The organism is Saccharothrix sp. ST-888 (assembly GCF_000955975.1).
Classification (GTDB): Bacteria; Actinomycetota; Actinomycetes; order Streptomycetales; family Streptomycetaceae; genus Kitasatospora.
Genome location: NZ_JYJF01000066.1, coordinates 15,324 through 39,825, shown reverse-complemented (window position 1 = coordinate 39,825; position 24,502 = coordinate 15,324). Strand labels below are relative to the sequence as shown.

The window sequence follows — 24,502 nt, the reverse complement described above, 5'->3', positions numbered from 1 at the left end:
GGGAGCGGCCGCCTGCTGGACGACCGGGGCTGCCTGAGTCACCGGCTGGGACGCGGCCGAGGCGAAGGTGAGGCCGGTCGCGGCCAGGACCGCGGCGGTGCCGGCGGCCGCGGTGATGGCGGTGGCGCGGGTGATCTTCATGGAACCTCTCCTGATTTATGAGCGGTCGACTGGGTCGTCGACGTGATTTGAACGTACTGACGGCTGTCATATCGGGCATGTCGAAGGTCCGGCCCTGGGGGGCCGAACGGGGTACCGATGCAAGGTTTCGAAATGACTAACAGAACGTCAGATCATAGGAAAAATAAGGAAGTTGACGAAGCCATTGATCCGTCTGGTTGAACCTGACGCCTGCTCATGCCTTCGGCCGCAGAGCGCCTGGATCTGCCGACGCGATGAGCTGATTCGCCATCATGGATGAGGCGCCTCCGGGGGGGGGATCCCGGCCTGCCGACGCCTGCGCCCACAGGCCACCCCCCCCGCGATGCGAGCCGGTTCCGCCCGTTCCGCCCGGTCCGCCCGGTCCGCCCGGTCGAGGACGCAATCCGCCGAGGCGCCTGGGGCCTGGGCGACCCGCGCCGAGCCCAGCAGGCCCCCGGGGGCGGTAGCGGCCCGTCAGTCCCCTGCCGAGCGGGCCCGAGAGTGGCAGTCGCCGCCCCGGCCTGACAGGCACCGGCGGATCCTCGGCAAGGTCCGCATGAACGCCCGGCGCGCGACCACACTCCCGCGAGCCCTGCTCGTGCCGACGAGCGCGGAGATCTTCGACTGACGGACGATCACCCGATCGCGATCAAACCCGTGACTTGGCCCATGAGCGCCGTTGCCACCTCCTGCCAACCCTGTGACCTGCACCTTCAGGATGGAAATAGCTCATTGGGCGTCAGCGGTACACGGCTGCCCTGCGGCTCCCGGCGAGGGTGATGCAGAGCCTGGTGGCGACGGCGAGGATGTGGTGCCCGGCGAGCAGTGAGGAGATCGCCTCTTCCGGCTCGAGTCCCCAGGGATACGAGGGCTGAAAGGCGATCAGGTGGCCGCCCTCGCTCACGGCGTAGGCGACACAGGACGCGCCGCCGAGCGCGACCAGGCTGAGGCCGATCGCTGCGGTGCGCCGCTCACGCCAGGAGTGCGTCGCCATACCGGTGGCCGGCACTGCGATCTCCAGGGCGGTGATACCGGCGAAGGCGAGATGGGTCAGCAGGTAGGTGACGGTGTGCGGGGCGTCTGGATTGTCGGTCGTGAACTCTCGCCCGGAGTCGTTGGCCGAGCTAGCGGTCACCGGCCGCGTTCCAACCGGTCTACGCGTTGGTCCAGGTCGAGCAGGCGACCGTCGGGCTGGTCGGCGCGCCGGAGCGGGAGCCCGAGCTGGCCGCGCGTCTCGGCGAAACCCACTTCAGCGATTCGCCGGACCTCCGCCAGCTCCGCACGGACACCGGCTTCGTCATCAGGCACTGGCACCGCCACCGTCCGAGACGGCTGACGGAACCGGCGACGCGGCCGGGGCCTGGACGACCGGCGCGGCCTGGATGATCGGCGGCAGCGGTGCCCGCGAAGGCGCGGTCCGCAGTCAGGACGGCAGTAGGCCGTCGATGACCGGCGAGGCCATTGCCCGGGCGGCGGCCCAGGTCTGCGGCACGATGCAACTGCCGGCGCGCGAATCGGCTGCGGTGCCACCGTCCATCGCTCTGGCCTCGCCGCTCATTCGGTCCCGGAGTGTGTGCTTCTCCGGGACGTCAGCCGGCCCACCTCGTCCGCCTGATGCCAGGTCGGCGCCCGTCACTTGGTCCGACTGACCCACTGGTGACGGATTGCCAGTACGAGCACGACCAGTGCGACCACCACCAGCGGTCCCAGAATCCATGCTGCATCGCCGGTGATCAGCGCCCGTACCATCGCAGTCAACAGCCCACGTATCAAGCTCCGCATCCGCGAAGGCTACACATGCCCGGTCGTCCTGGCCGATGAGGACGGCAGATGGGCGCTCGCCTGCCCCACGGCCGTACCGTATCGGACGGTATGTGCCTGACAGTCAGGGGCATCAAGAGGCCCAGGTCATGGGGAGATCCGAGTTCTGGGACTCAGACGTCTCTGCTGTCTGCGCGTGGTCCTGCAGGTTCGATCTGTGCTCCGACAGCGGAAGATCGTCTCCCGAAGATCCCGAGGCGGTCATGCTGGTTTACGGCAGCTCGTGGCGCACCAGCGCCCGCGCGAACGGGTCCCCCGTGGTCCGGGCGTGTGCCATCCGCTCGCGTACCTCGCTGAGTGTGCGTGGTCGGTAGCCCGAGCCGCCGCAGCAGCTCATGTGGAAGCGGACACCCGCGTGCAGGAGTACGGAGAGTGTCCGCCAGCCGTTGGTGTCCCGGCGGCGCGGTGCTGCGAAGGCGGAGCCTGCGTGGATCAAGGGCTCGGCGCAGCGTGGGCAGAGGCGGTTGTGGTCGCCAAGGCAGGGCTGCTTGTACGAGGCGCGGCAGGGCAGGCAGACGTATGAGGTCTTGGCGTGGGCCATGAGGCCAGCGTATGTGTGATGGTGCTCCGTCTCGACCGGGTTTCCGACTGCCTGGTCAGAGTCCACGGCCGGATCTGTGGGTAGACGGCCGGGGGCGCAGGGGGTGCTGACGGCCCGTGTGGAGTGGCAGGCCCCTGCGTCGGCCATGGCTTCGCAGCTGAGGGCCGGGTAGTCGGCTGCCGGCGGCGGGCGAACGTCGTGTCGTCTCGGCGGGGTGCGGATCGAGTGGTTGAGGTGCGGCGGGGACGGCGTGGCGGTGTTCATCGGCGAGCAGCACGACTACGAGACGCCGGAGGTCGTCGGCGTCCCTCTGGTCACCGGGAGCAGGGCCAATCCGGACTGGGTGGTGGCTGAGACCGCTACTTGAGCCGGCCGCCGCTGCCGCCGGGCTGGCTGCCGTTCTCGCTTGCGAGTTCGGTGGCGCGCATGGCGGCGATCAGTGCGCCGAGTGCCGGGGAGGCTTGGGCGGTGTCGTCCAGGGCGGCGGTCAGGGTCTGCTCGTAGGTGGGGCGGGCTTCGGCGTGGCGGGCGCGGCCTTCGTCGGTGAGGACGGTGTAGACGCCGCGCCGGTCGTCCGGGCAGAGGTCGCGGTAGGTGAAGCCGGCGGCCTGGAGGCGGGAGACCAGGCGGGTCACCGAGCTCTGGTTGAGGCCGACCTTGTCGGCCAGTTCCTGCATGCGCAGTTCGTTCTTGTCGGTGGCGGCGAGGTGGCCGAGGGCGCGGTACTCCGACAGGCCCAGGCCGTGGCGTCGCTGGACGGCGGTGGCCAGCCGCTCCTCGACGTGTGCGTGCACGGTGGCGATGTGCTGCCACATCGCGTCATCGGTGCTGAGTACGGGGCCGGGTGTGGGTGCGGACGCAGGTGCAGGTGTGGCGGTGCGAGGGGTGGGCGTCGCGGTCAACTGGGCCTCCTCGGTGGTCCTCGGCTGCGGTGTCCGACCGGCCGAGGGTTCTGCTTGACACAAGAATACATGTGCATGCAAGCTCTTTGAGGGCAAAGAAGTTGCTCGTACATGCAAATGAATCAGGAATCAGAGGACCCTCATGGCCTGGATCTACCTGCTCATCGCCTCGGTCTTCGAGGTGGTCTTCGCTCTCGCGACGAACGCGACCCACGGGTTCACCGTGCTGGTGCTGTCCCTGATCACGGTCGCGGCGGCCGCCGGCGGGATCTTCTTCCTCGGTCAGGCGCTCCGGACCCTGGACGTCGGCGTCGGCTACACCGTGTGGACGGGCATCGGTTCGGTCGGCACCGTCATCCTCGGGACGGTCGTCTTCGACGAGCCGCTCAACGTCTGGAAGGTGATCGCCTTCGTGCTGATCATCGGCGGCGTCCTCGGCCTCAAGATCTCCGACGGGGTGGGGAAGGGTGCCGACGCCTCTCCGCAGGTCTCGCCGGAGCCTGCCGCGACCGCCTGACCGCTGCCCAACTCATCCACAGCACAGACCACATACTCAAGGAGCGTCGTCATGGCCTGGATCTTCCTTGCGATCGCCATCGTCTTCGAGATCGGCTTCGCCCTCGGCACCAACGCGACCCAGGGCTTCACCAGGCTCTGGCCGTCCGTGTTCACCCTGCTCGCGGCGGCGGGCGGGATCTTCACGCTCAGTCTGGCCCTCCGCACGCTGGACGTCAGTGTCGGGTACACGGTGTGGACGGGCATCGGGTCGATCGGCACGGTGATCTTCAGTGCGCTGATCTACAAGGAGAGGATCACCCCGGCCAAGCTGGCCTCCTTCGGGGCGATCATTGCCGGCGCGCTCATCCTCAAGCTCGCCGCCGGGGCTTGAGAGGCAGGCCGGGGCCTGAGCGGCAGAACGGGAGCAGGACGGGTCTGGTTCAGGGGAGGTCGAAGGGCTCGACCGGGTGTCCGGACCAGATGCGGTGCGAGCGCTCCTCGGCGCACCGCACGGTGGTCGGGGTGGTGTCGAGGAGGCGGGTGCAGGGGGCGTCGGGGTGGTCGGCGGACCAGCCCGGGGCGCCGTCGGAGGCGAAGGCCACCCAGTCGCGGCGGATGGTGTCCGCCATGGCGAGGGTTGCGGCGGACGGTTGGCCGTCGCCGAGCAGGAGCCGCCCGCCGGGGCTGTCGTAACTGCCGAACAGCAGGGGGACGTCGAGGCTGTGGCAGGAGCCGAGGGCGCCGCCCAGGGCGGGGGACGGCCAGCACAGTTCGTAGCGGAAGGTCCGGCCGCCGGCGGCGGTGTGGAGTTCGGCGAGGCGCTGGGTGGGGATCCTGAACAGGGCGTCGGAGTAGACGAGTTCCCACAGGTCCTGGGCGGTGGCGTCCGGGAAGGCGGTGCGGTAGGAGCGTGGGCCGTCCGGTCCGGGGGCGAAGGTGCGCAGCGCCGCCTCGGCCTGCTGGTCGGTGACCTTGCCGAACAGGCCGGCCATGGCGGTGAACAGCCGTGCCTCGTCCCGGGTGTGGCCCACCAGCAGGTCGACCCCGGCGGCCCGGGTGGCGGTCCGTCCCTCGGCCAGTGTCGTCCAGGGGAGTTCCGGCAGCACCTCGCCGTCCACGACTGGGGCGAACGGTGTGGTGGTGTGCGCCGCCAGGCCCCAACGGTCCTCCCGGGCCGGCATGTCGGCGATCAGGGTGTTCACGGCCTCGGCCAACTTCGACGGATCGGCGGCGGCAGGGCTGGTGCCGAGGAGGTCGGTCAGTTCGGTGGCGACGGCAGCGCCGAAGGCCGGAGTGCAGTACATCCCGGGCACGGACTGGACGATGGCCCGCCCGAACAGCCCGGCGGCGCGCGGAATGGCCAGCAGGGTCGCGATCGAACCGGCGCCCGCCGACTGCCCGCAGACCGTGACCCGGTCGGGGTTGCCGCCGAAGCCGCGGATGTTCTCCCTGACCCACTCCAGGACGGCGATCTGGTCGAGCAGGCCGCGGTTGGCGGGAGCGTCCGGGAAGAGGGCGAAACCCTCGGCTCCCGTACGGTAGTTGCAGGTCACCACGGTCAGGCCCGCGCGGGCGATCGCCGAGGCGTCGTACGCCGGGTCGCCGGAGAATCCGTTCAGGTAGACGCCGCCGTGGATCCATACGAGTACCGGCAGGCCGGCGTCGGCGCCCAGCTCGGGTGACCAGACGTTGAGCGTCAACCAGTCATCACCGGACGGTACTTCGGTCGAAGCGGCCGGGCCCGACTGCGGCGGGGGCGGTCCGAACCGGGTGGTGTCCCGTACACCGTCCCAGGGCTCTGCGGGCCGGGGGCCGCCGAATCGCAGTGGTCCGACGGGTGGTTGGGCGTACGGAATGCCGCGGAAGACGGCGAGGCCGTCCGTCCGGTCACCGCGGACCGTTCCGGTGGTGGTGCGGACCTGCGGGGCAGGGTCGGACACTGCGCTGTCCCCTCCCGGGCACGGGGTGAAGCACTCGGCCCCACCGTACAACGGGCGGAGGCTGCGGGAGCGGGCGGGCCGATGGAGTCGGGGCGGCCGGAGGCGGTGAAGGTGGGCTACGTGGGCCATCTCTGCCCCGGGCGCGGCACCGACGTGATCCTCGAACTCGCCGCCCGGCTACCCGGGTTGGACTTCCCACTGGTCGGTGGCACGGCCGAGGACCGGGCCCACTGGGAGGGCCGCAGCCACCGGTCGAACGTGTACTTCCACGGGCACGAGCCGCCGGCCCGGCTGCACCCGTACTACCGGGCCTTCGACCTGGTGCTCGCCCCGTACCAGCGGCGGGTGGCGTGTGCGGGGGGAATCGGCGACATCAGCCGCTGGGTCTCGCCGATGAAGCTGTTCGAGTACATGTCCCACGGCAAGGCCATCATCGCCTCCGACCTGCCGGTGCTCAGGGAGGTGCTGGCGGACGGGGTCAACTCGCTGCTCTGCCCGCCGGACGACGTTTCGGCCTGGGCCGGGGCGGTCGCCCGGCTGGCCGCCGACGCGCCCCGGCGTGCGGCGCTGGGAGCGGCTGCGCGGCGCCAACTGGATTTGCAACACACCTGGTTGTCGCGGGTGGACCAGGTCCTGCCCGACCTGGCGCCGGGCGGTCCGCGCAGCGGCGTCCGGGCCGACCGGCCGCACCCGGCGGCCGGGCTCGCGGTAAAGGGCCCCGCCGCCGAGAGCCCCGCCGCCGAGGGCCCCGGCGCGGAGGGGGAGCTCTGATGCGGGCGGTGGTGACCGGCGCGGCCGGGTTCATCGGCTCGCACCTCTGCACGTACCTTCTGGAGTGCGGGGACGTGGTGGTCGGTGTCGACTCGTTCACCGACTACTACGATCCGGCCCTCAAGGAGCGGAATCTCGGCGGTCCCAAGCGGTATCCGGCGTTCTCCTTCCGCCGCGCGGACCTGCTGACGGCCGAGCTCGCCCCCCTGCTGGACGGCACCGACGTGGTCTTCCACCTGGCGAGCCGTTCCCGCTGTACGGCGACGGCGAGCAGACCCGCGACTTCACCTATGTCCGGGACGTCGTCACCGCCATGCGCGCCGCCGCCCGCTCGCGCTTCACGGGCGTAGCCAACCTGGGCAGCGGCGCCCCGGTCTCGATGAAGCAGGCCATCGCCGCCGTCGAGCAGGTGATCGGCTCGGTCGCCCTGCTCCGACGGCCGGGCGGCAACGGCGACGCCCGGCACACGGCCGCGGACATCGCCCTGGACGAGCGGGAGTTCGGCTTCCGGCCGGGCACCGAGCTGTACGAGGGCCTGACGGCGATGGCCGCGGACCCGGGCCGGTAGCCACGCCATGCCGTTGTTCTGCCCTGCCGACGCCGACGGGCAGGCGTGGATCTTCGCGGGACCGGGCGCCAGGAGGCACATCGGTGCAGGTGACGGCGGTGAGCACCGGGTTGCCCGGTGGCGAGTTTTTCTCCAGCGGTCACATTCCTCCGCTGCGATCTGTCAGAGCGGTGACAGCACGTTGCAGCCCGAAAGGAAGACCACGATGGAAGCACGTTCGATCACTGCAGAGGTACCGATGGGTCCGCGGCTGGCCCAGGACCCCGTGGAGCTCGTCCCCGAGCTGGCGGAGGTGTCGGCGGCACTGTTCAAGGCCACCGGCAACCGCTCGATACCGCGCACCACGATCAGCCTGGTCCAGCTGCGCGCCGGCCAGATCGTCGGCAACACCTACCTGACCGTCCTGCACACGGGCTTCCTGCGCAAGGCCGGGGAATCGGAGGAGCGGATCACCGCGGTGGCGTCCTGGCAGGACGCACCGTATTTCACCGGCGCCGAGCGTGCCGCGCTGGCGCTGGTGGAAGCCGTACTCCAGCCGTCCGCCCACGGCGAGCGGGTGTCCGACGAGCTGTACACCCAGGTGGCCGAGCACTACGACGACAGGGCGCTCACCACCTTGACCATCGCCATCGGGCAGGTCAACTTCTTCATCCCCATCGCCCTCATCGCCAAGCCGGTCCCCGGACGGTCGTTCACCGATCCCTGGGCGTGAGACGGGCCGCGTAGGACCCGACGCCCGGGGCCCCGGGGCGGGCGGCATGCCGTGTGGCCAGCCGGTCGGCGCCGGAGAAGTAGCGGCGTCGGCCGGCTTGCCCCGCTGAACACGACTCGGGCGGCGCGGCCACAGCACAAGCGGGCGAACGTCGCCTGACGCGGCACCAGGGCGGTGGACAGGAGCGCGGCCAAGACGGTCATACCGCCTCAACGGGCCTGGGGCGGCCGCAGGCTCACGATGAGTCGGTCCGCGGCCGCGAGCTTGTTCTCACGATCGGCCAGCTGAGCGGTGAGGCACTGGATTCTCTCCGTCAGCTGCTTGATCGCGGTCGCGTTCTTCGCCTCCTCCGAGCGGGCCCAGGCGAAGTACAGCTCGGCGCGCCTGTCGTTCAGCGTGTTCTCCTCCTGGGTGAGGTCCAGCTTGTCGTCCCGCATCAGTAGAACAATCTGGCGGAGGTAGACGATGTGCTGGTTCAGCTCATCCCGCTCCTGCTCCAGTGATGCGATCCTGCGATACAGGTCGTCTGCTGATCTGGCCGGACGCCTACCGCGCCGAACTCCGGCACGAGCGGGAGGAGCTCACCGCCGGACAGTGGATCGGCGACCCGGTCGACGCGGAGCTGGACCCCGGGGACATCCTGCTGTTCGCCGGGGACCACCTGCACGCCTCGCAGCCCAACGTCGGCGACCGGACCCGGTTCGCCATCACCAAGCGCCTGAGCCTGGGGGCGCCCCGCTACCACCCCCGCGCCACCGGCTGGGTCCCCTGCCTCGACCCGAGGCTGATCGGCACCCCGCTCGCCCGGCTTGCCCCGCTGCGTTCGGCCCTCACCGCCGGGCGGGCTCGCCAACTGGCCAGAGACGCAGGGAGGTTGGCCGGGCTCCGCTGAGGGGTGCGGTCAGCCCGACGCCGCCGGGTGGGCGAGCGAGACCGTGAGCTCGCCGTCCGCGACGTCGGCCCGCAGGGTGTCGCCCTCCCGGACGCTGCCTTCGAGCAGCAGGTTGGAGATCCGGTTGTCGAGCTCGGACTGGATGGTGCGGCGCAGCGGCCGGGCCCCGAACTCGGGCCGGTAGCCCTTGTCGACCAGCCACTGCCTGGCCGCCGGGGTGACGTCGAGGCCGATGTCCTGGGCCTTGAGCAGGCGTTCGCTGCGGGCCAGCAGCAGGTCCACCACCGACAGCAGCTCCTCCTTGCCGAGGGCGTGGAAGACGATGATCTCGTCGATCCGGTTGAGGAACTCGGGCTTGAACTGGAGGCGCAGGTCCCGCATCAGGGCCTCGCGGATCTCGTCCACCTGGCCCGAGTGGTCGAGGATCCGCTGGGAGCCGATGTTGCTGGTCATGATGACCACGGTGTTGCGGAAGTCGACGGTGCGGCCCTGGGCGTCGGTCAGCCGGCCGTCGTCCAGCACCTGGAGCAGGATGTTGAAGACATCGGGGTGCGCCTTCTCCACCTCGTCGAACAGCAGCACGCTGTACGGCCTGCGGCGGACCGCCTCGGTGAGCTGTCCGGCCTCGTCGTAGCCGACGTAGCCGGGAGGGGAGCCGACCAGGCGGGAGACGGTGTGCTTCTCCTGGAACTCGCTCATGTCGAAGCGGATCATCCGGTCCGGGTCGCCGAAGAGCAACTCGGCCAGGGCCTTGGCGAGTTCGGTCTTCCCGACACCGGTCGGGCCGAGGAAGAGGAAGCTGCCGGTGGGGCGCTGCGGGTCGCCCATGCCGGCCCGGCTGCGCCGGACCGCCTGGGCGACGGCGGTGACCGCCTGGTCCTGGCCGATGACCTTCTGGTGCAGGTGGTCCTCCAGCTTCAGCAGCCGTTCGCGCTCGGTCTCGTTCAGCTGGGCGACCGGGATGCCGGTGCGGGCGGAGAGGACCTGGGCGATGTCGTCCACGGTCACCGCGACGACACCCTCGCGGTCCTCCGCGACGGCCGCCAACTCGTCCTCGACCTGGCGCAGTTCGGTCTTCAGGTTGGCGGCGCGGACGAAGTCCTCGCCGGCGACGGCCTCGTCCAGTTCACGGCGCAGCTTGGTGCGCCGGTCCTGGGCCTCGACGGCCTTGCCGCTGCCGGAGAGGCTGCGCAGCCGTACCCGGGCGCCGGCCTGGTCGAGCAGGTCGATGGCCTTGTCGGGCAGGAACCGGTCGCTGACGTAGCGGTCGGAGAGCGCGGCTGCGGCGTCCAGTGCCTCGTCGGAGAAGCGGACCTGGTGGTGCGCCTCGTAGGCGTCCCGGAGGCCGTGCAGGATCTGGACGGTCTCCTCGACCGACGGTTCGGGCACCAGGACGGGCTGGAAGCGGCGCTCCAGCGCGGCGTCCTTCTCGATGTGCCTGCGGTACTCGTCCAGGGTGGTCGCGCCGACCACGCTCAACTCGCCCCGGGCGAGCGCGGGTTTGAGGATGTTCCCGGCGTCCATCGAGCCTTCGCCGCCCGCTCCGGCGCCGACCACGGTGTGCAGCTCGTCCAGGAAGAGGATGACGCTCTGCTCGGCGGCGACCACCTCGTCGATGACGTTCTTCAGCCGCTCCTCGAAGTCGCCCCGGTACTTGGACCCGGCCACCAGGCCGGTCAGGTCGAGGCTGACGACGCGCCGGTCCGCGAGGTTCCTCGGGACGTCGCCGGAGACGATCCGCTGGGCCAGGCCCTCCACGATGGCGGTCTTGCCGACGCCGGGTTCGCCGATCAGGACCGGGTTGTTCTTGGTCCGGCGGGAGAGGATCTCGACGGTCTGCTCGATCTCCGCGGCCCGGCCCACCACCGGGTCCAGGCGGCCCGCGCGGGCCTGCGCGGTGAGGTCGAGGCCGTACTCGTCCAGGGTCGGGGTGTCGCTGCCGCCGGCGAGGGCCGCGGCCCGCTCGCTGCCGCCGGCCCGGCTCTCCAGGGCGCTGCGCAGCGCTCCCTCGGAGGGAGCCGCGTTGCGCAGGGCCTGTCCTGCGCCCGAGCGGTCCTCGCCGAACAGGGCGGCCAGGATGTGCTCGGGGCCGATGTAGGAGGCGCCGGCGGCCTGCGAGCGGGCGTGCGCGGCGAGCAGGGCGCGCTTGGCGGCGGGGGTGAGGGAGGGCTCGCTGGCGGTGGGGCTCGCGGCGGCGGCTCCTTCGGGGAGTACCTCGCGCAGGTCCTCGGCGAGCTGGTCGGGGTCGATCCCGGCGCGCTCCAGCAGGTGCCGGGACTGCTCCACCTGGGTGGCGGCCCACAGCAGATGGTCGGTGTCGAGTTCGCTGCTGCCGTCGTCGGTGGCCCGGTCGGAGGCGACCGCGAGCAGGGTCCTGGCGGAGTCGCTCAGCATCCGGCCGATCGGTACGCGCTGGACGGCGGGCGGGGAGGAGAGCGGGCTCATACCGAAGAACCTGCTGAGCAGATCGGAGAACGGGTCGTCGGACCCGAACGGAGGCAGCGTCACGGGGGATCACCTCTCCCGGTGGGGAGTTCGTGGGACGGCCGGGGCCAATGCTGTCCACACAAACACACCGGTCCGAGCGCCGCCCGCCGAGTCGGACCACCGGAGCCGGCTGCGGGGCAGCCGGCCACCCGGGCGGCGGCGCGGGGCCCTTGGGTGCACCGCGCCGCCCCGTTGGTCAGGAGACGGCGTCGCGCGGCGGGCGGCCCGCCAGGTACTCGGTCACGTTCTGTACGGCGGCCAGCGCGATCCGGACGACGGTCTCCCTGGTCACCCCGCCGACGTGCGGGGACAGGACGACCCCGGGGGCCCGGAGCAGGCGCAGCCCGGTGGTCGGCGGTTCGGGGTCGAACACGTCCAGACCGGCCCCGGCGAGCGCACCGGCCGTGAGGGCGTCGGCCAGCGCGTCCTGGTCGATCAGCGCGCCGCGTGCGGTGTTGACCACGAAGGCGGTGGGCTTGAGCAGGGCGAGCCGCTCGGCGTCGAGCAGATGGCGGGTCCGGTCGGTGAGCGGTGCGTGCAGCGAGACGTAGTCGCTGGTCCGCAGCAGCTCGTCGAGGTCCACCCGCCGTGCGCCGAGCCGCAGTTCGACCTCGGCGGGGGCGGGCCGGGGCCCGGTGTACTGGACCGTCATGTCGAACGCGGCGGCACGCCGGGCGACTTCGCGGCCGATCGCGCCGAGGCCGATGACGCCCAGCGTCCTGCCGGACAGTTCGGTGATGGACGGTTGGAGGCGGGGCAGCGCCCAATCGGCCCGGGTGAGCGCGGTGTGAGCGGGGATCAGCTGCTTGGCGAGGGCCAGCATCAGGGCGAAGGTCTGCTCGGCGACGTTCTTCCGTTCGGCGTCGCTGGAGCCGATGGTGCAGACCGTCACCTGCTGCCGCCGGGCCGCTGCCAGGTCGACGTAGTCGTAGCCGTGGCTGGCGCACTGGACCAGCTCCAGCTCGGGTGCGGCGGCGAGGTGCCCGGCGGTGACGGGGGACAGTGCGGTGATGATCGCGCGGGCCTGCCGCAGTGCCGGCGGGTCCTCCCCGGCCGCCTCCACCACGGTGACCCGGGCGTGCTCGGCGAGCAGGGCGGCGAGTGCGGTACCGGCCGCGCGCCCGCCCATGTGCGGCGGGACGACGGCGAGCACGTTCGGGACGGTCATTCGGAGATCTCTCCTGTCGTCGGACCTGTGATCGGCCATGCAATGCCCGGGGCGCCGGGAGCACCGCTCAGTCGGTGCGGCTCAGCGCCTGCGGGGTGAGCCCGGCGGCGGAGGTGTGGCCGGCGAGGGCGAGGGTGAGGTCGAACTCGCTCAGCAGCGCCCGGATCACGTGCTCCACCCCGGCCTGCCCGTCGAGCCCGAGCCCGTACGCGTACGGGCGGCCGAGCAGGACCGCACGGGCACCCAGCGCGAGCGCCTTGAAGACGTCGTCACCGGTGCGGATCCCGCTGTCGAACAGCACGTCGAGCCGGTCGCCGACCGCCGCGACCACGCCGGGGAGGGCGTCGAGGGACCCGATCGCGCCGTTGACCTGCCGCCCGCCGTGGTTGGAGACCACCACCCCGTCCATGCCCGCGTCGGCGGCCTGCCGGGCGTCGTCGGGGTGCAGGACGCCCTTGAGCACGATCGGCCCGTCCCAGTGCTCGCGCAGGAACGCCAGGTCGGCCCAGGTCTTCCCGGGGTCGGCGAACATTCCGACGAAGTGCAGCACGGCGGCGTCCCGGTCCTCGTCCACCGGCTTGGCCAGCCCGGCCTGGAAGGCCGGGTCACTGAAGTAGTTGGCGGTGCCGACCCCGCGCAGGAACGGCAGGTACGCCTGGTCGAGGTCGCGCGGGCGCCAGGAGAGCAGCGGGGTGTCCAGGGTGACGAACAGCGCGCTGAAACCGGATGCCTTCGCCCGCCGCAGAAAGCTCCGGGTGACCTCGCGGTCCTTGCCCCAGTACAGCTGGAACCAGCGCTCGCCGTCCCCCATCGCGGCCGCCACCTGCTCCATCGGCGTACTGGAGACGCTGGAGAGGATGTACGGGACGTTCTGCGCGGCCGCCGCCCGGGCTGCCGCGAGTTCGGCGTCGGGGTGCACGATCGACAGCACGCCGACCGGCGCCAGCGCCAGCGGGGCCGGCAGGACGGTCCCGAGCACCTCCACCGCCAGGTCGCGGGCGCTGACGTCCCGCAGCATCCGGGGCACGATCCGCCAGCGGTCGAGCGCGGCCCGGTTGGCCCGCTCGGTACGGCCGTTGCCCGCACTGCCCGCGACGTACCCGACCGGTCCCGGGCCCAGCCGTGCGGTGGCCACGGCCTCCAGTCGGGTGAGGTCGGTCGGCATCCGGGGCACGGTACCGGCGAGGCCGTTCAGGTAGATCTCGAACTGGTACGCCGACCAGTTCCGCGCCGCCCCAGTGCCCCCAGTGCTCTGCGAAGCCATCCCGAGCCCCTCCTTCGTCCCGCTGCCGGATGCGTCAGAGTCCATCACCCCGAGAGTCCATCACCCCGGCACGCCCGAACTCCAGACCCGGGCGGCGATTTCGCTCCGGCGCCGGGCCTGCGACCCGGTACCGCCAGGCCCCGCCCGTCCTCGGCCGGGGCTTTCGACCGGAGCCCTCGGGCCGGGCGCCCACGGGTCGAACACCTCTTGACGGGTGCGCGGGGGTCGGCTTACTTTGCTTTCGCATACCAAAACTATTCTTCCGTATCGTGGAATCAGTGAGTGACGGAAGAGCCCCCGACCACCACACCGGGCCGACGCAGGAGAAACCCGATGCCTCGTATGACAGCCGCCCGCGCGGCAGTGGAGATCCTCAAGCGCGAAGGCGTTGAGGTCGCGTTCGGCGTGCCGGGCGCTGCGATCAACCCCTTCTACGCCGCTCTCAAGGCCTCCGGCGGGATCAACCACACGCTGGCCCGCCACGTCGAGGGCGCGTCCCACATGGCCGAGGGCTACACCCGCACCAAGGCCGGGAACATCGGTGTCTGCATCGGCACCTCGGGTCCGGCGGGCACGGACATGATCACCGGCCTCTACTCGGCGATCGCCGACTCGATCCCGATCCTCTGCATCACGGGCCAGGCGCCGGTCGCCCGGCTCCACAAGGAGGACTTCCAGGCCGTCGACATCGCCTCGATCGCCAAGCCGGTCACCAAGGCGGCGACCACGGTCCTGGAGGCCGCGCAGGTCCCGGGCGTCTTCCAGCAGGCCTTCCACCTGATGCGCTCCGGCCGCCCCGGCCCGGTCCTGATCGACCTGCCGATCGACGTCCAGCTGACCGAGATCGAGTTCGACCCGGAGATGTACGAGCCGCTGCCGGTCTACAAGCCGTCCGCGACCCGCGCCCAGATCGAGAAGGCGATCTCCTTCCTCCAGGAGTCCGAGCGCCCGCTGATCGTCGCCGGTGGCGGCGTCATCAACGCCGACGCCGCCGAGCTGCTGGTCGAGTTCGCCGAGCTGACCGGCACGCCGGTGGTCCCGACCCTGATGGGCTGGGGCACCATCCCCGACGACCACGAGCTGAACGCCGGCATGGTCGGCCTCCAGACCTCGCACCGCTACGGCAACGCGACCCTGCTGGCCTCGGACTTCGTCCTCGGCATCGGCAACCGCTGGGCCAACCGCCACACCGGTGGACTCGACGTCTACACCGCGGGCCGCACGTTCGTCCACGTCGACGTCGAGCCCACCCAGATCGGCAAGATCTTCGCCCCGGACCTCGGCATCGCCTCGGACGCCAAGGCCGCACTGCAGCTGTTCGTCGAGGTGGCCAGGGAGCTCAAGGCGGCCGGCCGGCTGAAGGACCGCAGCGAGTGGGCCGCCGCCACCCGGGAGCGCAAGGCCACCCTCCAGCGCAAGACGAACTTCGACAACGTGCCGATCAAGCCGCAGCGCGTCTACCAGGAGATGAACCGCGCCTTCGGCCCGGAGACCCGCTACGTCACCACCATCGGCCTCTCCCAGATCGCCGGCGCGCAGATGCTGCACGTCTACAAGCCGCGCCACTGGATCAACTGCGGCCAGGCGGGCCCGCTCGGCTGGACCATCCCGGCCGCGCTGGGTGTCGCCACCGCCGACCCCGAGGCCCAGGTCGTCGCCCTCTCCGGTGACTACGACTTCCAGTTCATGATCGAGGAGCTGGCCGTCGGTGCCCAGCACAAGATCCCGTACGTCCACGTGCTGGTGAACAACTCGTACCTGGGCCTGATCCGTCAGGCGCAGCGCAACTTCGACATCGACTTCCAGGTCAAGCTGGAGTTCGAGAACCTCAACTCTCCGGAGCTGGGCGTCTACGGCGTCGACCACGTCAAGGTCGCCGAGGGCCTGGGCTGCAAGGCGATCCGGGTCACCGAGCCGGACCAGCTGCTCCCGGCCTTCGAGGAGGCCAAGAAGCTGGCCGCCGAGTTCCGGGTCCCGGTCGTCGTCGAGGCGATCCTGGAGCGGGTCACCAACATCTCGATGGCCGGTGCCGACATCGACAAGGTGAACGAGTTCGAGGAGCTCGCCAGCCGCCCGGGTGACGCCCCGACCGCGATCAGGCCGCTGGTCTGACCGACCCGCCGGGACCGACCGTTCCGCCGCCCTTCCGCCGGGGGGCCACCGGACCGGTCGAGCCGCTCGAACACCGGCCGCCCCGGCCGGGGAGGGAACCCTTCCCGGCCGGGGCGGCCGCGCGTGCTGCGGGTGCCGGGCCGTCAGGCGGTCCGCCAGCCGCAGGTCCGGGCCATCCAGCTGGTGCAGGGCGAGGACAGCCAGTGCGGCGCCGCCGGCGGCAGGTGCGGTCCGGTCCGGTTGAGGATGCGGGAGAAGTCGTGCGGGTTCTGCGGCGTGCCGCTGCAGTTGGCGGCGAGTACGCCGTGGGTGGGGCACGCCTTGTCGCGGGCCATCGACCAGTAGGCGATCAGCTGGATGCCCTTGTCGGCGGCGAACCTGGCCAGGGTGGTGGCGTCGTCCAGCGAGAAGACCTCGTTGGTGTGGTCGTTGACGCCGATCATCGGGGTGTTCCCCTGCATCCCCCAGAGCTCCTTGGCGCCCTTGGCCGGCCAGATCGCGGACATCTGCCGGTGCAGTCCCTCGGCGGCCGTGGTGGCGATCCGGCCCATGTCGAAGTCGGGACCGTAGTCCATGGTCATGATGTTGACCACGCCCACGTCGACGCCCTTGTCCCTGGCGTTCTCCAGCAGCGCGATCGCGTTGGGCGACAGGCCGCCGGGGTTGACCGGGAGGGTGTAGTGCACGGCCAGCCTGCGCCCGGTGGCCGCGTACTCCCGCTGGAGCTCGGCCAGCGCCCGGTTGCGGCGCTCGACGGCCTCGGTGTTGTCCAGGGAGCCGCCCTCGATGTCGAAGTCGATCCTGGTCAGGTTGAGGCTGTCGACCACCTTCCGGTACTCCGCCTTCAGGGTCTCCACCGAGTCGCAGACGAGGGCGAGTTCGGTGCCGCCGCCACCGCCGAACGAGGTGATGACATCGCCGCCGGCCGCCCGCAGGCCGTTCACGGCGGACTGCCAGCCCCGGTCCTCGACCGGGACGGTGCCGTCGAAGGCGCCGTGGCAGCTGCCGTCGCTGATCACGAAGGCCAGTGTGAAGTACTTGAGCCCGGTGGCCAGGTGGAGCTCGGTCAGCTTCTCGGGTGACCGCCAGGTCTCCAGGTAGGGGGCGGTGTAGTGGGCGGGGAACCCCGGGCCCGGGGCGGCTGCGGCGTGTGCGGGGGAGGCGGTGGCGAGCAGGGTTCCGGCCGTCAGGGCGATCGGCGCAAGGTTCGAAGTCAGGCGGAGGGGGCTGAGCATCGGCGTCCTCGTGGTCGGACCGGACGGGGTGCCGGTCGCACGGAGGTCTACCGCTCCGTGGCTGTCCGAGGCTGTTGTCCCGTCGATCGGCTGATCATGTGCTCATATGGATGAGAGCCGTACCGGAACAGATTATTGACACCCGGTCCTACCGGATACTCGAATCGCAGCCGGGGGTGAACGCTTCGCCCGTTCGGTCCACCCGTCGCCGGGCTCAGGCCCCGAGCTGCCAGATGGTGCCGTGACCGGCCAGCACGGTCGCCGCGAGGACGGCCAGATCGGCCAGGCCGAGCGCCAGTCCGAGCAGGGCGCGGCCCCGGCGGCGGGTCCCCCGGGCCAGCGCGAGGGCGGCGAGGGTCGCGGCGAGCGGACCGAGCACCAGGTTGAAGATCAGCAGGCCGAGCAGGCCGAGGATGAACGAGGCGACGGCCATCTGGTCGGCGCTCTCGGCGCGCTCGGTGCTCCGGCCGCCATCGGTGCGCCCGGTGTCCCCGGCGGCTGCGGTCGGACGCTGAATGCTGAGCTGGTTCATGGCAGGACTCCTGGGGGAGCGGCGCGAGGACTCGGGGTGTCGACCCGGGGTGTCAGTTCCGGTGCGCACGCGCGAGGCGGGGCCGGGCGGCGCGGGTGCGGGCGAGGTGCTCGCGGGCGGCGAAGGTGAGCAGCCAGGCGGCGATCGCGGCGGAGGCGGTCAGGAAGACCGGGAGCGAGGTGTGGATGGCGGCCCCGGCCAGGAGGCCCATGGCGACGATGACGGCGAGGAGCATGGCCAGCCCTTCACGGATGGTCGGCGGCGCCGGAACCCGGGTCCGGGATCCGGCGGACTCGGCGAACATTTGAGCTAACAAGTGTTCGCCGACTTCTCCACTCTACGCTGGCGCGAGTCAGCAAACAGTTGTTTACTGAATGATGTGAGTCACACCGTGGGGGTCAGACAGGCCCAGAAGCAGCAGAGCCGCCGCGCCCTCCTGGATGCGGGCCTGCATCTGTTGGAGCATCAGAACCTCAGCGGTCTCGGCGTGCGCGAGGTCACCCGCGCGGCGGGCATGTCGCCGGCCGGGTTCTACCGGCACTTCCGGGACCTGGCCGAGCTCGGGGTGGTCCTGGTGGAGGAGTCGCTGGCCAGCCTGCACGGACTGATCCGGGGTGCGCTCGCCGAGCAGGGCGAGGCGGCGGAGCTGATCGACCGTACGGTCGAGCTGATCGCCGGGCACGTCCGGGAGCACCGGGCGTACGTCCGCTTCCTGGCCCGCGAGCGGCACGGCGGGGTGCAGCCCGTGCGGGCGGCGATCGCCGCCGAGCTGGCGAGGTTCGCCGACGAGGTCGCCGAGGCGCTCGGGGCGCAGTCGGAGTCGGCGGGCTGGAGCGCGGCGGACGTGCGGATGCTCGCGGAGCTGTACGTCGATCACATGGTGGCGACCGCCGTCGCCTTCCTCGATGCGGACGGGCCTGCGACGGAGGAGCGGATCGCCGGTACGGCGCGGACCCAGTTGCGGCTGATCAGCGTGGGCCGCCGGCACTGGCGCGACGTCTGACGGGAATTCGGCCGACCGGTGGCGGCCCGGTGCGATCCGTTGCATTCTGACTGTCCGACAGCACTTGCTTGCTTACATCGTATTGACAACTCAACATGCCCACGCCAATTTTGGAGGACCCCCACACCGAGAGGCACTCTCATGAAGAAGCCGCTCATCGGCGCGTTCTCCTCCCTTCTGCTGGCCGGGGCGACCGCCCTGGCCGGTGCCCTGCCCGCCTCGGCCGCGACCGCCGCGCCGACCGCCCCCACCGCGACGTCGGCCAAGACCCCCGCTGTGACGGTGGACTTCTCCGGGACCGTGGCGCTCAGCGACTGCTCCGGCTCGCTGGTGCGGATGCCCAGCTCCGCGAACACCGACCCGGCACTGATCCTGACCAACGGGCACTGCCTCGAAACCGGGATGCCCGGCCCGGGCGAGGTGATCGTCGACCAGCCGTCCAGCCGCAGCTTCACCCTGCTGAACTCCACCGGCGGAAGACTCGGCACGCTGCGGGCCAGCAAGGTCGTCTACAGCACCATGACCGACACCGACGTGACCTTCTACCAGCTCAACACCACCTACTCGTCGATCAAGTCCCGTTACGGCATCAGTCCGTTGACGATGTCGACGACCCACCCGGTCGCGGGCGCCGGGATCAAGGTGGTCTCCGGCTACTGGAAGAAGATCTACTCCTGCAACGTCGACGGCTTCGTCTACCGCCTCAAGGAGGGGGACTGGACCTGGAAGGACTCCCTCCGGTACACCCCCAGCTGCAACACCATCGGCGGCACCTCGGGCTCGCCCGTGGTCGACACCAGCACCGGGCAGCTGGTCGCGGTCAACAACACCGGCAACGAGGACGGTGAGACCTGCACCGTCAACAACCCGTGCGAGGTCGACGAGAACGGCAAGGTGACGGTCCGCCAGGGCATCAACTACGCCGAGGAGACCTACACCATCCCGTCCTGCTTCGCCGCCGGGAACCGGCTGGACCTCACGCTGCCGTCCTGCACGCTGCCGCAGCCGTAGCCTCTGCGGAGCGTGACGCGCACCGAACGGGCCGCCTGCGGGCGGCCCGTTCGGCTGTGTGCGCTCGCCCGTGCCCGTGCCCGTGCCCGTGCCCGTGCCCGTGCCGACCCGACCCGGCCCGGCCCGGGGCGGGTCCGCCGGCGCCGGGTCCGCATTTTCCGGCCGAGCCTCTGGGCGAAGCTCTGAATCAGTGCTTCAATTCTTTGTGTGGCATACCGACGCACCCCCGCCGTCCAGGCCCGGCTCGACGCCCAGCGCGAGGCGGTCCTGCAGGCCGCCGTCGAGCTGCTCGCGGAGTGCGGGTACGGCGGCTGCTCGGTGGCGGCGGTGGCGAGCCGGGCCGGAATCGCCACCGGCAGCGTCTACCAGTACTTCGCGGGGAAGTCCGAGCTGTCCGTCGCGCTGTTCCGGACCGTGGTCGGCCGCGAGGTGGCGGCCGTCGGCGAGGCCGCCGCGGCGGCCGCCGCCCGTGGGGAGGGCCCGCACGGGCGGGTGGCGGCGGTGGTCGAGACCTTCGCCGCACGGGCCCTCAAGGCGCCCCGGCTCGCCTACGCCCTGCTCGTCGAGCCCGCCGACGCCGTGGTGGACGCCGAACGCCTGGTCTTCCGACGGGCGTTCCGCGACCTGTTCGCCGAGCAGATCCGCGCGGCCGTCGCCGCCGGCCAACTGCCCGGCCAGGACGCCGAACTGACCGCCGCCGCACTGGTCGGCGCGGTCGGCGAGGCACTGGTCGGCCCGCTCGCCGCCGGCTCGGACCCGGACGACGTGATCCCCGCCCTGGTCTCCTTCGCCCGGCGCGCCCTGGGCGGCCGGGTGGACGGGGAAGACCCCCAAGACCCTGCCCCTCGGAGTTCCTAAGGAGAGCGTGATGCCGTCGACGCACGAGGTCACCAACCAGGTGCCCGATCTGTACGGCCACGATGTTGCCGCCGACCCCACCCTGCTCGCCGCGCTCCGCCGGGCCGGTGCCGACTGGGCCGAGCCCGAACTGCACCGGCTCGGCGAGCTGGCCGGGACCGAACAGGCCGCCGAGTGGGGCCGGCTGGCCAACGAGAACGAACCGGTGCTGCGCACCCACGACCGCTACGGCCACCGGATCGACGAGGTCGAGTTCCACCCCGCCTGGCACGAGCTGATGCGGGTCGCCGTCTCGCACGGCCTGCACGCCGCGCCCTGGCGCGACGGCCGGCCGGGCGCGCACACCGCGCGGGCCGCCAAGTTCTACGTCTGGGGCCAGGTCGAGGCCGGGCACAGCTGCCCGATCTCGATGACCTACGCCGCCGTGCCCGCGCTCCGGGCGGCTCCCGAACTGGCCGGTCAGCTGGAGCCGTTGCTGGCCGCGACCGAGTACGACTTCGGGCTGCGGGTGCCGAGCGGCAAGCGCGGACTGATCGCGGGCATGTCGATGACGGAGAAGCAGGGCGGCTCCGACGTCCGGGCCAACACCACCACGGCCGTGCCGGACCCGGACGGTACGTACCGGCTGACCGGGCACAAGTGGTTCACCTCGGCTCCGATGTCCGATCTCTTCCTGACCCTGGCCCAGGCGCCGGGCGGGCTGAGCTGCTTCATGCTGCCGCGCGTCCTGCCGGACGGGAGCCGGAACCGGATCCTGCTGCAGCGGCTCAAGGACAAGCTGGGCAACCGCTCCAACGCCTCCGCCGAGGTCGAGTACGACGGCGCGGTGGGCTGGCTGGTCGGCGAGGAGGGGCGCGGGGTGCCCACCATCATCGAGATGGTCAACATGACCAGGCTCGACTGCACCCTCGGCGCGGCCTCCGGGATGCGGCTGGGCGCCGTGCGGGCGCTCCACCACGCCACCCACCGGCGGGCGTTCGGCAAGGCGCTGGTCGACCAGCCGCTGATGCGCAACGTGCTGGCCGACCTGGTGGTGGAGTCCGAGGCCGCCACCGCCGCCGCCCTGCGGCTGGCCGCCGCCACCGACCTGGCCCTCGCCGGTGACGAACAGGAGTCGCTGGTCCGGCGGTTGGGGCTGGCCGTGACCAAGTACTGGGTCTGCAAGCGCGGTCCCGGCCATGCGGCGGAGGCGCTGGAGTGCTTCGGCGGCAACGGGTACGTCGAGGAGTCGGGCATGCCCCGGCTCTACCGGGAGGCCCCGCTGGTCTCCATCTGGGAGGGCTCGGGCAATGTCGCCGCGCTCGACGTGCTGCGCGCGATGGCGCGGCGGCCCGCCACCGTGGAGGCGTTCCTCGGCGAGGTCGAGCTGGCCGCCGGCGCGGACCGCCGGCTGGACGCCACCGTCGGCGAACTGCGCAAGCAGCTGGGTGACCCGGGCGAGATCGAGTACCGGACCAGGCGGCTGGTCGAGCTGATGGCGCTGGCCTTCCAGGGCTCGCTGCTCATCCGGCACGGCGACCCGGCGGTGGCCGAGGCGTTCTGCGCCTCCCGGCTCGGCGGGGACCACGGCGGCGCCTACGGCACCCTGCCCACCGGGCTGGACACCGAGGCGATCCTGTCCCGGGCCCGGCATGCGTGAGGCGGTCGACGTCCGGCAGTTCTGGCAGGAGCTGGGGCTGCCGGGCCTGATCGACGTGCACACCCACTTCATGCCCGAGCAGGTCCTGGCCAAGGTCTGGGCCTACTTCGACCAGGTCGGGCCGCTCACCGGGCGCCCCTGGCCGATCGCCTACCGCGAGCAGGAGCAGCAACGGATCGACCGGCTCAGGGAGTTCGGGGTCCTGGCGTTCACCGCGATGCTGTACCCGCACAAGCCGCAGATGGCCGCCTGGCTCAACTCCTGGGCGGCGGACTTCGCCGCGCGCACGCCCGACTGCCTGCACACCGCGACGTTCTTCCCGGAGGCCGGCGCCGAGGAGTACGTCAGGACGGCGCTGGTCCAGGGGGCGCGGGTGTTCAAGGCGCACCTCCAGGTGGGCGGGTACGATCCGGCCGACCCGCTGCTGGACGGCGTCTGGGGCCAACTCGCCGAGAGCGGAACACCGGTGGTCACCCACTGCGGTTCGGGACCGGTGCCCGGCGCCCACACCGGCCCCGGGCCGATCGGTGCCGTCCTGGCGCGCCACCCCCGGCTGCGGCTGGTCGTGGCGCACCTGGGACTGCCCGAGTACGGGGAGTTCCTCGACCTGGCGGAGCGGTACGGCAACGTGCACCTGGACACCACGATGGCGTTCACCGGGTTCAGCGAGGAGATGGCGCCCTTCCCGAAGGACGAGCTGCCGAGGCTGGCCGCCCTCGGGGACCGCATCCTGCTGGGCACGGACTTCCCGAACATCCCGTACCCCTACGCGGAGGCCCTGCGGGCCCTGGCGGGGCTGGAGTTGGGGGAGGAGTGGCTGCGGGCGGTCTGCTACCGGAACGCGGCGGCACTGTTCGGGATCCGGTGGAGCACCGGCGGTCCGGCCGCCTCGGGGGGTGACCGGCACGGCTCGGTGCTGCTGCCCGGCGAGCCGGTGCCCGAGGTCAGGCGCCGGTCGTCGAACCGGGGCGGATGACCATCATGACGACGACCACGGCCCAGAGCAGGTTGAACACCCCGGCGGTCATCGGCAGCAGGCGCAGGCCGCCGGTCGCCCGGGTGTGCTCCTCGCTCTCGGGCGCGGCGTCGAGCGCGTCGACGGTGTTCTGCTGGGCGGGCAGGACGAAGAGCAGCAGCGCGCCGGCCGCCAGCACGGTCAGCACGATGGAGACGATCAGCCAGGTCTGGCCGATGATGCCCATCACCTGCGCCGTGCCCACGCCCATCACCGGGACGGCGATCCCGAGCAGTGCGTAGACCTGGGTTATCCGGTGCAGCAGCTTCACCGAGGCGGCGGCCGAGACCTGGTCGGGGCCGGCCGCCAGGGCGGCCTTGGCGCGGGCCGGGAACATGCTCACGGCGACGGCCACCGGGCCGATGAACAGGACCGAGGCCAGGACGTGCAGGCTCAGCAGGAGCTTGGCCATGGGAGGAGACACCCTTCGCGGACGGTGGCCGGTCCCGGTCGGAGGCGGACTGCGGGCGGACCGGCGGGGTCCGGTCTGCGGAGCCCCCGGCACGCTAACACCAGCAGGTCGGAGCTCCGGCGGGCGGGGTGTCCACCCGGGCGACCGGACCCTTTCGGCCCGGCGAGACCGGCAGTACCGGTTGGCCGATATGTATCAATACGAACGGGGGCGGGTCCTTCAACATGGGAGTGGTCGGCGTCGGCTCCCGGGTCCCCCGCCGGACGGCACCGACTTCGTCACCGTCGGCGGCAACGTGCGGGTGAACACCGGCAACACCCTCTTCATCGGCGGCTCCGACGCCACCACCGCCTTCGGCAACCTCCGCCACGGGGGCGGCCTCATCGGAAGGGGCGGCGCAGCTGACTGGGTGTCACGGGTTCCGCAGCTCGGGCGGAGTGCTCTCGGCCACCCGATAACCCGATGAATCGGTCACCCGCTCGGGGGGATCCGTCGGGAACCGGTGCGCGGTGAACCGCGCTGTGCGACGATCGCGTGAGACTTCGTCGGACGACCTGAAGTGACTGCTGAGGGGGAAGTCTTGCCCGAGTATGCGGAGTTCGTGACCGTCGGCGGTGCCGTGGTGCGGGTCGAAGGCGCCGAGACGGAGGGCGTGGGCGTCGAGGACCCGTACGGCATGCAGCCGGTCGGCCGTGGTTCGACGGCCGTCGCCGCCGGGGTGGAGCGCGCGTCGGCGACCTTCGAGCAGGCCCTGGCGGGTGTCCGGGTCGCCGCCGAGTCGGCGCTCGCGGCGTTCCGTGACGGGAGCCTGAAGCCGGATGCGGTGGAGATCGCGTTCGGGGTCAAACTCTCGGCGGAGGCAGGGGCATTGATCGCCAAGACTGCCACCGACGCCCATCTGACCGTCAAACTGGTCTGGGCACCCGAGAGAATCCCGGCCGGTCACGACGAATCCTGATGGCCGGCTCGCGGACCCGGGA

General features: G+C 71.5%; 28 protein-coding genes. 15 read left to right on the top strand and 13 right to left on the bottom strand.

Features of this window, described 5'->3' with window-relative positions; all coding sequences use genetic code 11:
* Window positions 1-880: 880 nt before the first annotated feature.
* The 3 genes from UK12_RS20755 to UK12_RS20745 all read right to left on the bottom strand — a co-directional run bounded on the left by UK12_RS20755 (window position 881) and on the right by UK12_RS20745 (window position 2,503).
* Window positions 881-1,276 carry a hypothetical protein gene (locus UK12_RS20755; RefSeq protein WP_045304556.1) on the bottom strand — a complete coding sequence of 132 codons (396 nt, stop codon included), beginning with the start codon at window positions 1,274-1,276 and terminating at the stop codon, window positions 881-883.
* 288 nt (window positions 1,277-1,564) lie between these two features.
* Window positions 1,565-1,699, bottom strand: coding sequence for a hypothetical protein (locus UK12_RS44490; RefSeq protein ID WP_269432036.1), 135 nt, complete (start codon window positions 1,697-1,699; stop codon window positions 1,565-1,567).
* Window positions 1,700-2,173: 474 nt separating this feature from the next.
* Complete coding sequence (locus UK12_RS20745) at window positions 2,174-2,503, bottom strand: hypothetical protein (RefSeq protein ID WP_045304555.1); 330 nt, start codon at window positions 2,501-2,503, stop codon at window positions 2,174-2,176.
* Window positions 2,504-2,717: 214 nt separating this feature from the next.
* Between UK12_RS20745 and UK12_RS39855 the strand changes: the two genes are divergently transcribed.
* Window positions 2,718-2,870 carry a hypothetical protein gene (locus tag UK12_RS39855; RefSeq protein WP_156178836.1) on the top strand — a complete coding sequence of 51 codons (153 nt, stop codon included), beginning with the start codon at window positions 2,718-2,720 and terminating at the stop codon, window positions 2,868-2,870.
* Here the strand turns inward: UK12_RS39855 and UK12_RS20735 are convergent.
* Window positions 2,863-3,405 carry a MarR family winged helix-turn-helix transcriptional regulator gene (locus UK12_RS20735; protein WP_231591309.1) on the bottom strand — a complete coding sequence of 181 codons (543 nt, stop codon included), beginning with the start codon at window positions 3,403-3,405 and terminating at the stop codon, window positions 2,863-2,865. The genes UK12_RS39855 and UK12_RS20735 overlap by 8 nt on opposite strands.
* 142 nt (window positions 3,406-3,547) lie before the next feature.
* On the opposite strand from UK12_RS20735, the gene UK12_RS20730 reads away from it, so the two are divergent.
* Together UK12_RS20730 and UK12_RS20725 are read left to right on the top strand one after the other, a co-directional pair.
* The gene (locus UK12_RS20730) at window positions 3,548-3,922 is read left to right on the top strand and encodes a DMT family transporter (protein WP_045304553.1); all 375 of its coding nucleotides are present in this window, start codon (window positions 3,548-3,550) and stop codon (window positions 3,920-3,922) included.
* 51 nt (window positions 3,923-3,973) lie between these two features.
* Window positions 3,974-4,294: a DMT family transporter gene (locus UK12_RS20725; protein ID WP_045304552.1), complete on the top strand. Its 321-nt coding sequence runs from the start codon at window positions 3,974-3,976 to the stop codon at window positions 4,292-4,294.
* A 49-nt stretch (window positions 4,295-4,343) separates the two neighbouring features.
* Here UK12_RS20725 and UK12_RS20720 read toward each other — a convergent pair whose 3' ends face one another.
* On the bottom strand, window positions 4,344-5,843 hold the full coding sequence (locus UK12_RS20720) for a carboxylesterase/lipase family protein (RefSeq protein ID WP_045304551.1): 1,500 nt from the start codon (window positions 5,841-5,843) through the stop codon (window positions 4,344-4,346).
* Window positions 5,844-5,963: 120 nt separating this feature from the next.
* Between UK12_RS20720 and UK12_RS20715 the strand changes: the two genes are divergently transcribed.
* The 4 genes from UK12_RS20715 (at window position 5,964) to UK12_RS20705 (ending at window position 7,894) form a co-directional block, all read left to right on the top strand.
* A complete protein-coding gene (locus UK12_RS20715) occupies window positions 5,964-6,614 on the top strand; it encodes a glycosyltransferase family 4 protein (protein WP_197085034.1) in 651 nt (216 codons plus the stop codon).
* On the top strand, window positions 6,614-6,964 hold the full coding sequence (locus UK12_RS36775) for an NAD-dependent epimerase/dehydratase family protein (protein ID WP_052682034.1): 351 nt from the start codon (window positions 6,614-6,616) through the stop codon (window positions 6,962-6,964). Before UK12_RS20715 ends, UK12_RS36775 begins: the two co-directional genes overlap by 1 nt.
* Window positions 6,868-7,182: an NAD-dependent epimerase/dehydratase family protein gene (locus UK12_RS20710; RefSeq protein ID WP_442973831.1), complete on the top strand. Its 315-nt coding sequence runs from the start codon at window positions 6,868-6,870 to the stop codon at window positions 7,180-7,182. Before UK12_RS36775 ends, UK12_RS20710 begins: the two co-directional genes overlap by 97 nt.
* 205 nt (window positions 7,183-7,387) lie before the next feature.
* Window positions 7,388-7,894, top strand: a complete 507-nt coding sequence (locus UK12_RS20705; RefSeq protein WP_045304550.1) for a carboxymuconolactone decarboxylase family protein — start codon at window positions 7,388-7,390, stop codon at window positions 7,892-7,894.
* Window positions 7,895-8,103: 209 nt separating this feature from the next.
* Here the strand turns inward: UK12_RS20705 and UK12_RS20700 are convergent, their stop codons facing one another.
* The gene (locus UK12_RS20700; protein WP_045304549.1) at window positions 8,104-8,331 is read right to left on the bottom strand and encodes a hypothetical protein; all 228 of its coding nucleotides are present in this window, start codon (window positions 8,329-8,331) and stop codon (window positions 8,104-8,106) included.
* 65 nt (window positions 8,332-8,396) lie between these two features.
* Here UK12_RS20700 and UK12_RS20695 point away from each other — a divergent pair, with 65 nt between their 5' ends.
* Window positions 8,397-8,786, top strand: a complete 390-nt coding sequence (locus UK12_RS20695) for a phytanoyl-CoA dioxygenase family protein (protein ID WP_045304548.1) — start codon at window positions 8,397-8,399, stop codon at window positions 8,784-8,786.
* Between the two features lie 9 nt (window positions 8,787-8,795).
* On the opposite strand, the gene UK12_RS20690 is transcribed toward UK12_RS20695, so the two are convergent.
* The 3 genes from UK12_RS20690 to UK12_RS20680 form a co-directional block, all read right to left on the bottom strand.
* Window positions 8,796-11,231: an ATP-dependent Clp protease ATP-binding subunit gene (locus UK12_RS20690; RefSeq protein WP_197085035.1), complete on the bottom strand. Its 2,436-nt coding sequence runs from the start codon at window positions 11,229-11,231 to the stop codon at window positions 8,796-8,798.
* Window positions 11,232-11,469: 238 nt separating this feature from the next.
* Complete coding sequence (locus UK12_RS20685; RefSeq protein WP_045304546.1) at window positions 11,470-12,441, bottom strand: 2-hydroxyacid dehydrogenase; 972 nt, start codon at window positions 12,439-12,441, stop codon at window positions 11,470-11,472.
* 67 nt (window positions 12,442-12,508) lie between these two features.
* Complete coding sequence (locus tag UK12_RS20680; protein ID WP_045304545.1) at window positions 12,509-13,705, bottom strand: lactate 2-monooxygenase; 1,197 nt, start codon at window positions 13,703-13,705, stop codon at window positions 12,509-12,511.
* Between the two features lie 333 nt (window positions 13,706-14,038).
* On the opposite strand from UK12_RS20680, the gene gcl reads away from it, so the two are divergent.
* Window positions 14,039-15,817, top strand: coding sequence for a glyoxylate carboligase (gene gcl / locus UK12_RS20675; protein ID WP_082119794.1), 1,779 nt, complete (start codon window positions 14,039-14,041; stop codon window positions 15,815-15,817).
* 143 nt (window positions 15,818-15,960) lie between these two features.
* Here gcl and UK12_RS20670 read toward each other — a convergent pair whose 3' ends face one another.
* The 3 genes from UK12_RS20670 to UK12_RS20660 all read right to left on the bottom strand — a co-directional run bounded on the left by UK12_RS20670 (window position 15,961) and on the right by UK12_RS20660 (window position 17,888).
* Window positions 15,961-17,052: a chitinase gene (locus UK12_RS20670; protein WP_052682032.1), complete on the bottom strand. Its 1,092-nt coding sequence runs from the start codon at window positions 17,050-17,052 to the stop codon at window positions 15,961-15,963.
* Between the two features lie 214 nt (window positions 17,053-17,266).
* Window positions 17,267-17,584, bottom strand: coding sequence for a hypothetical protein (locus UK12_RS41475; RefSeq protein ID WP_045304543.1), 318 nt, complete (start codon window positions 17,582-17,584; stop codon window positions 17,267-17,269).
* Between the two features lie 52 nt (window positions 17,585-17,636).
* Window positions 17,637-17,888, bottom strand: a complete 252-nt coding sequence (locus tag UK12_RS20660) for a hypothetical protein (RefSeq protein WP_197085032.1) — start codon at window positions 17,886-17,888, stop codon at window positions 17,637-17,639.
* A 75-nt stretch (window positions 17,889-17,963) separates the two neighbouring features.
* On the opposite strand from UK12_RS20660, the gene UK12_RS20655 reads away from it, so the two are divergent.
* The 5 genes from UK12_RS20655 to UK12_RS20635 all read left to right on the top strand — a co-directional run bounded on the left by UK12_RS20655 (window position 17,964) and on the right by UK12_RS20635 (window position 23,071).
* A complete protein-coding gene (locus UK12_RS20655; RefSeq protein WP_045304542.1) occupies window positions 17,964-18,587 on the top strand; it encodes a TetR family transcriptional regulator in 624 nt (207 codons plus the stop codon).
* Window positions 18,588-18,728: 141 nt separating this feature from the next.
* On the top strand, window positions 18,729-19,598 hold the full coding sequence (locus tag UK12_RS20650) for a S1 family peptidase (RefSeq protein ID WP_045304541.1): 870 nt from the start codon (window positions 18,729-18,731) through the stop codon (window positions 19,596-19,598).
* A gap of 207 nt (window positions 19,599-19,805) precedes the next feature.
* Window positions 19,806-20,456: a TetR/AcrR family transcriptional regulator gene (locus UK12_RS20645; protein WP_045304540.1), complete on the top strand. Its 651-nt coding sequence runs from the start codon at window positions 19,806-19,808 to the stop codon at window positions 20,454-20,456.
* A gap of 10 nt (window positions 20,457-20,466) precedes the next feature.
* Window positions 20,467-22,095, top strand: a complete 1,629-nt coding sequence (locus tag UK12_RS20640) for an acyl-CoA dehydrogenase family protein (protein WP_045304539.1) — start codon at window positions 20,467-20,469, stop codon at window positions 22,093-22,095.
* Window positions 22,088-23,071 (top strand): amidohydrolase family protein, encoded by a 984-nt coding sequence (locus UK12_RS20635; protein ID WP_082119793.1) that lies wholly within the window; start codon window positions 22,088-22,090, stop codon window positions 23,069-23,071. Before UK12_RS20640 ends, UK12_RS20635 begins: the two co-directional genes overlap by 8 nt.
* Here UK12_RS20635 and UK12_RS20630 read toward each other — a convergent pair.
* The gene (locus UK12_RS20630; RefSeq protein WP_045304538.1) at window positions 23,040-23,522 is read right to left on the bottom strand and encodes a DUF2269 family protein; all 483 of its coding nucleotides are present in this window, start codon (window positions 23,520-23,522) and stop codon (window positions 23,040-23,042) included. The two genes, UK12_RS20635 and UK12_RS20630, sit on opposite strands and share 32 nt — an antisense overlap.
* A gap of 580 nt (window positions 23,523-24,102) precedes the next feature.
* Between UK12_RS20630 and UK12_RS20625 the strand changes: the two genes are divergently transcribed.
* On the top strand, window positions 24,103-24,480 hold the full coding sequence (locus tag UK12_RS20625) for a CU044_2847 family protein (protein WP_045304537.1): 378 nt from the start codon (window positions 24,103-24,105) through the stop codon (window positions 24,478-24,480).
* The last annotated feature ends 22 nt before the right edge of the window (window positions 24,481-24,502 follow it).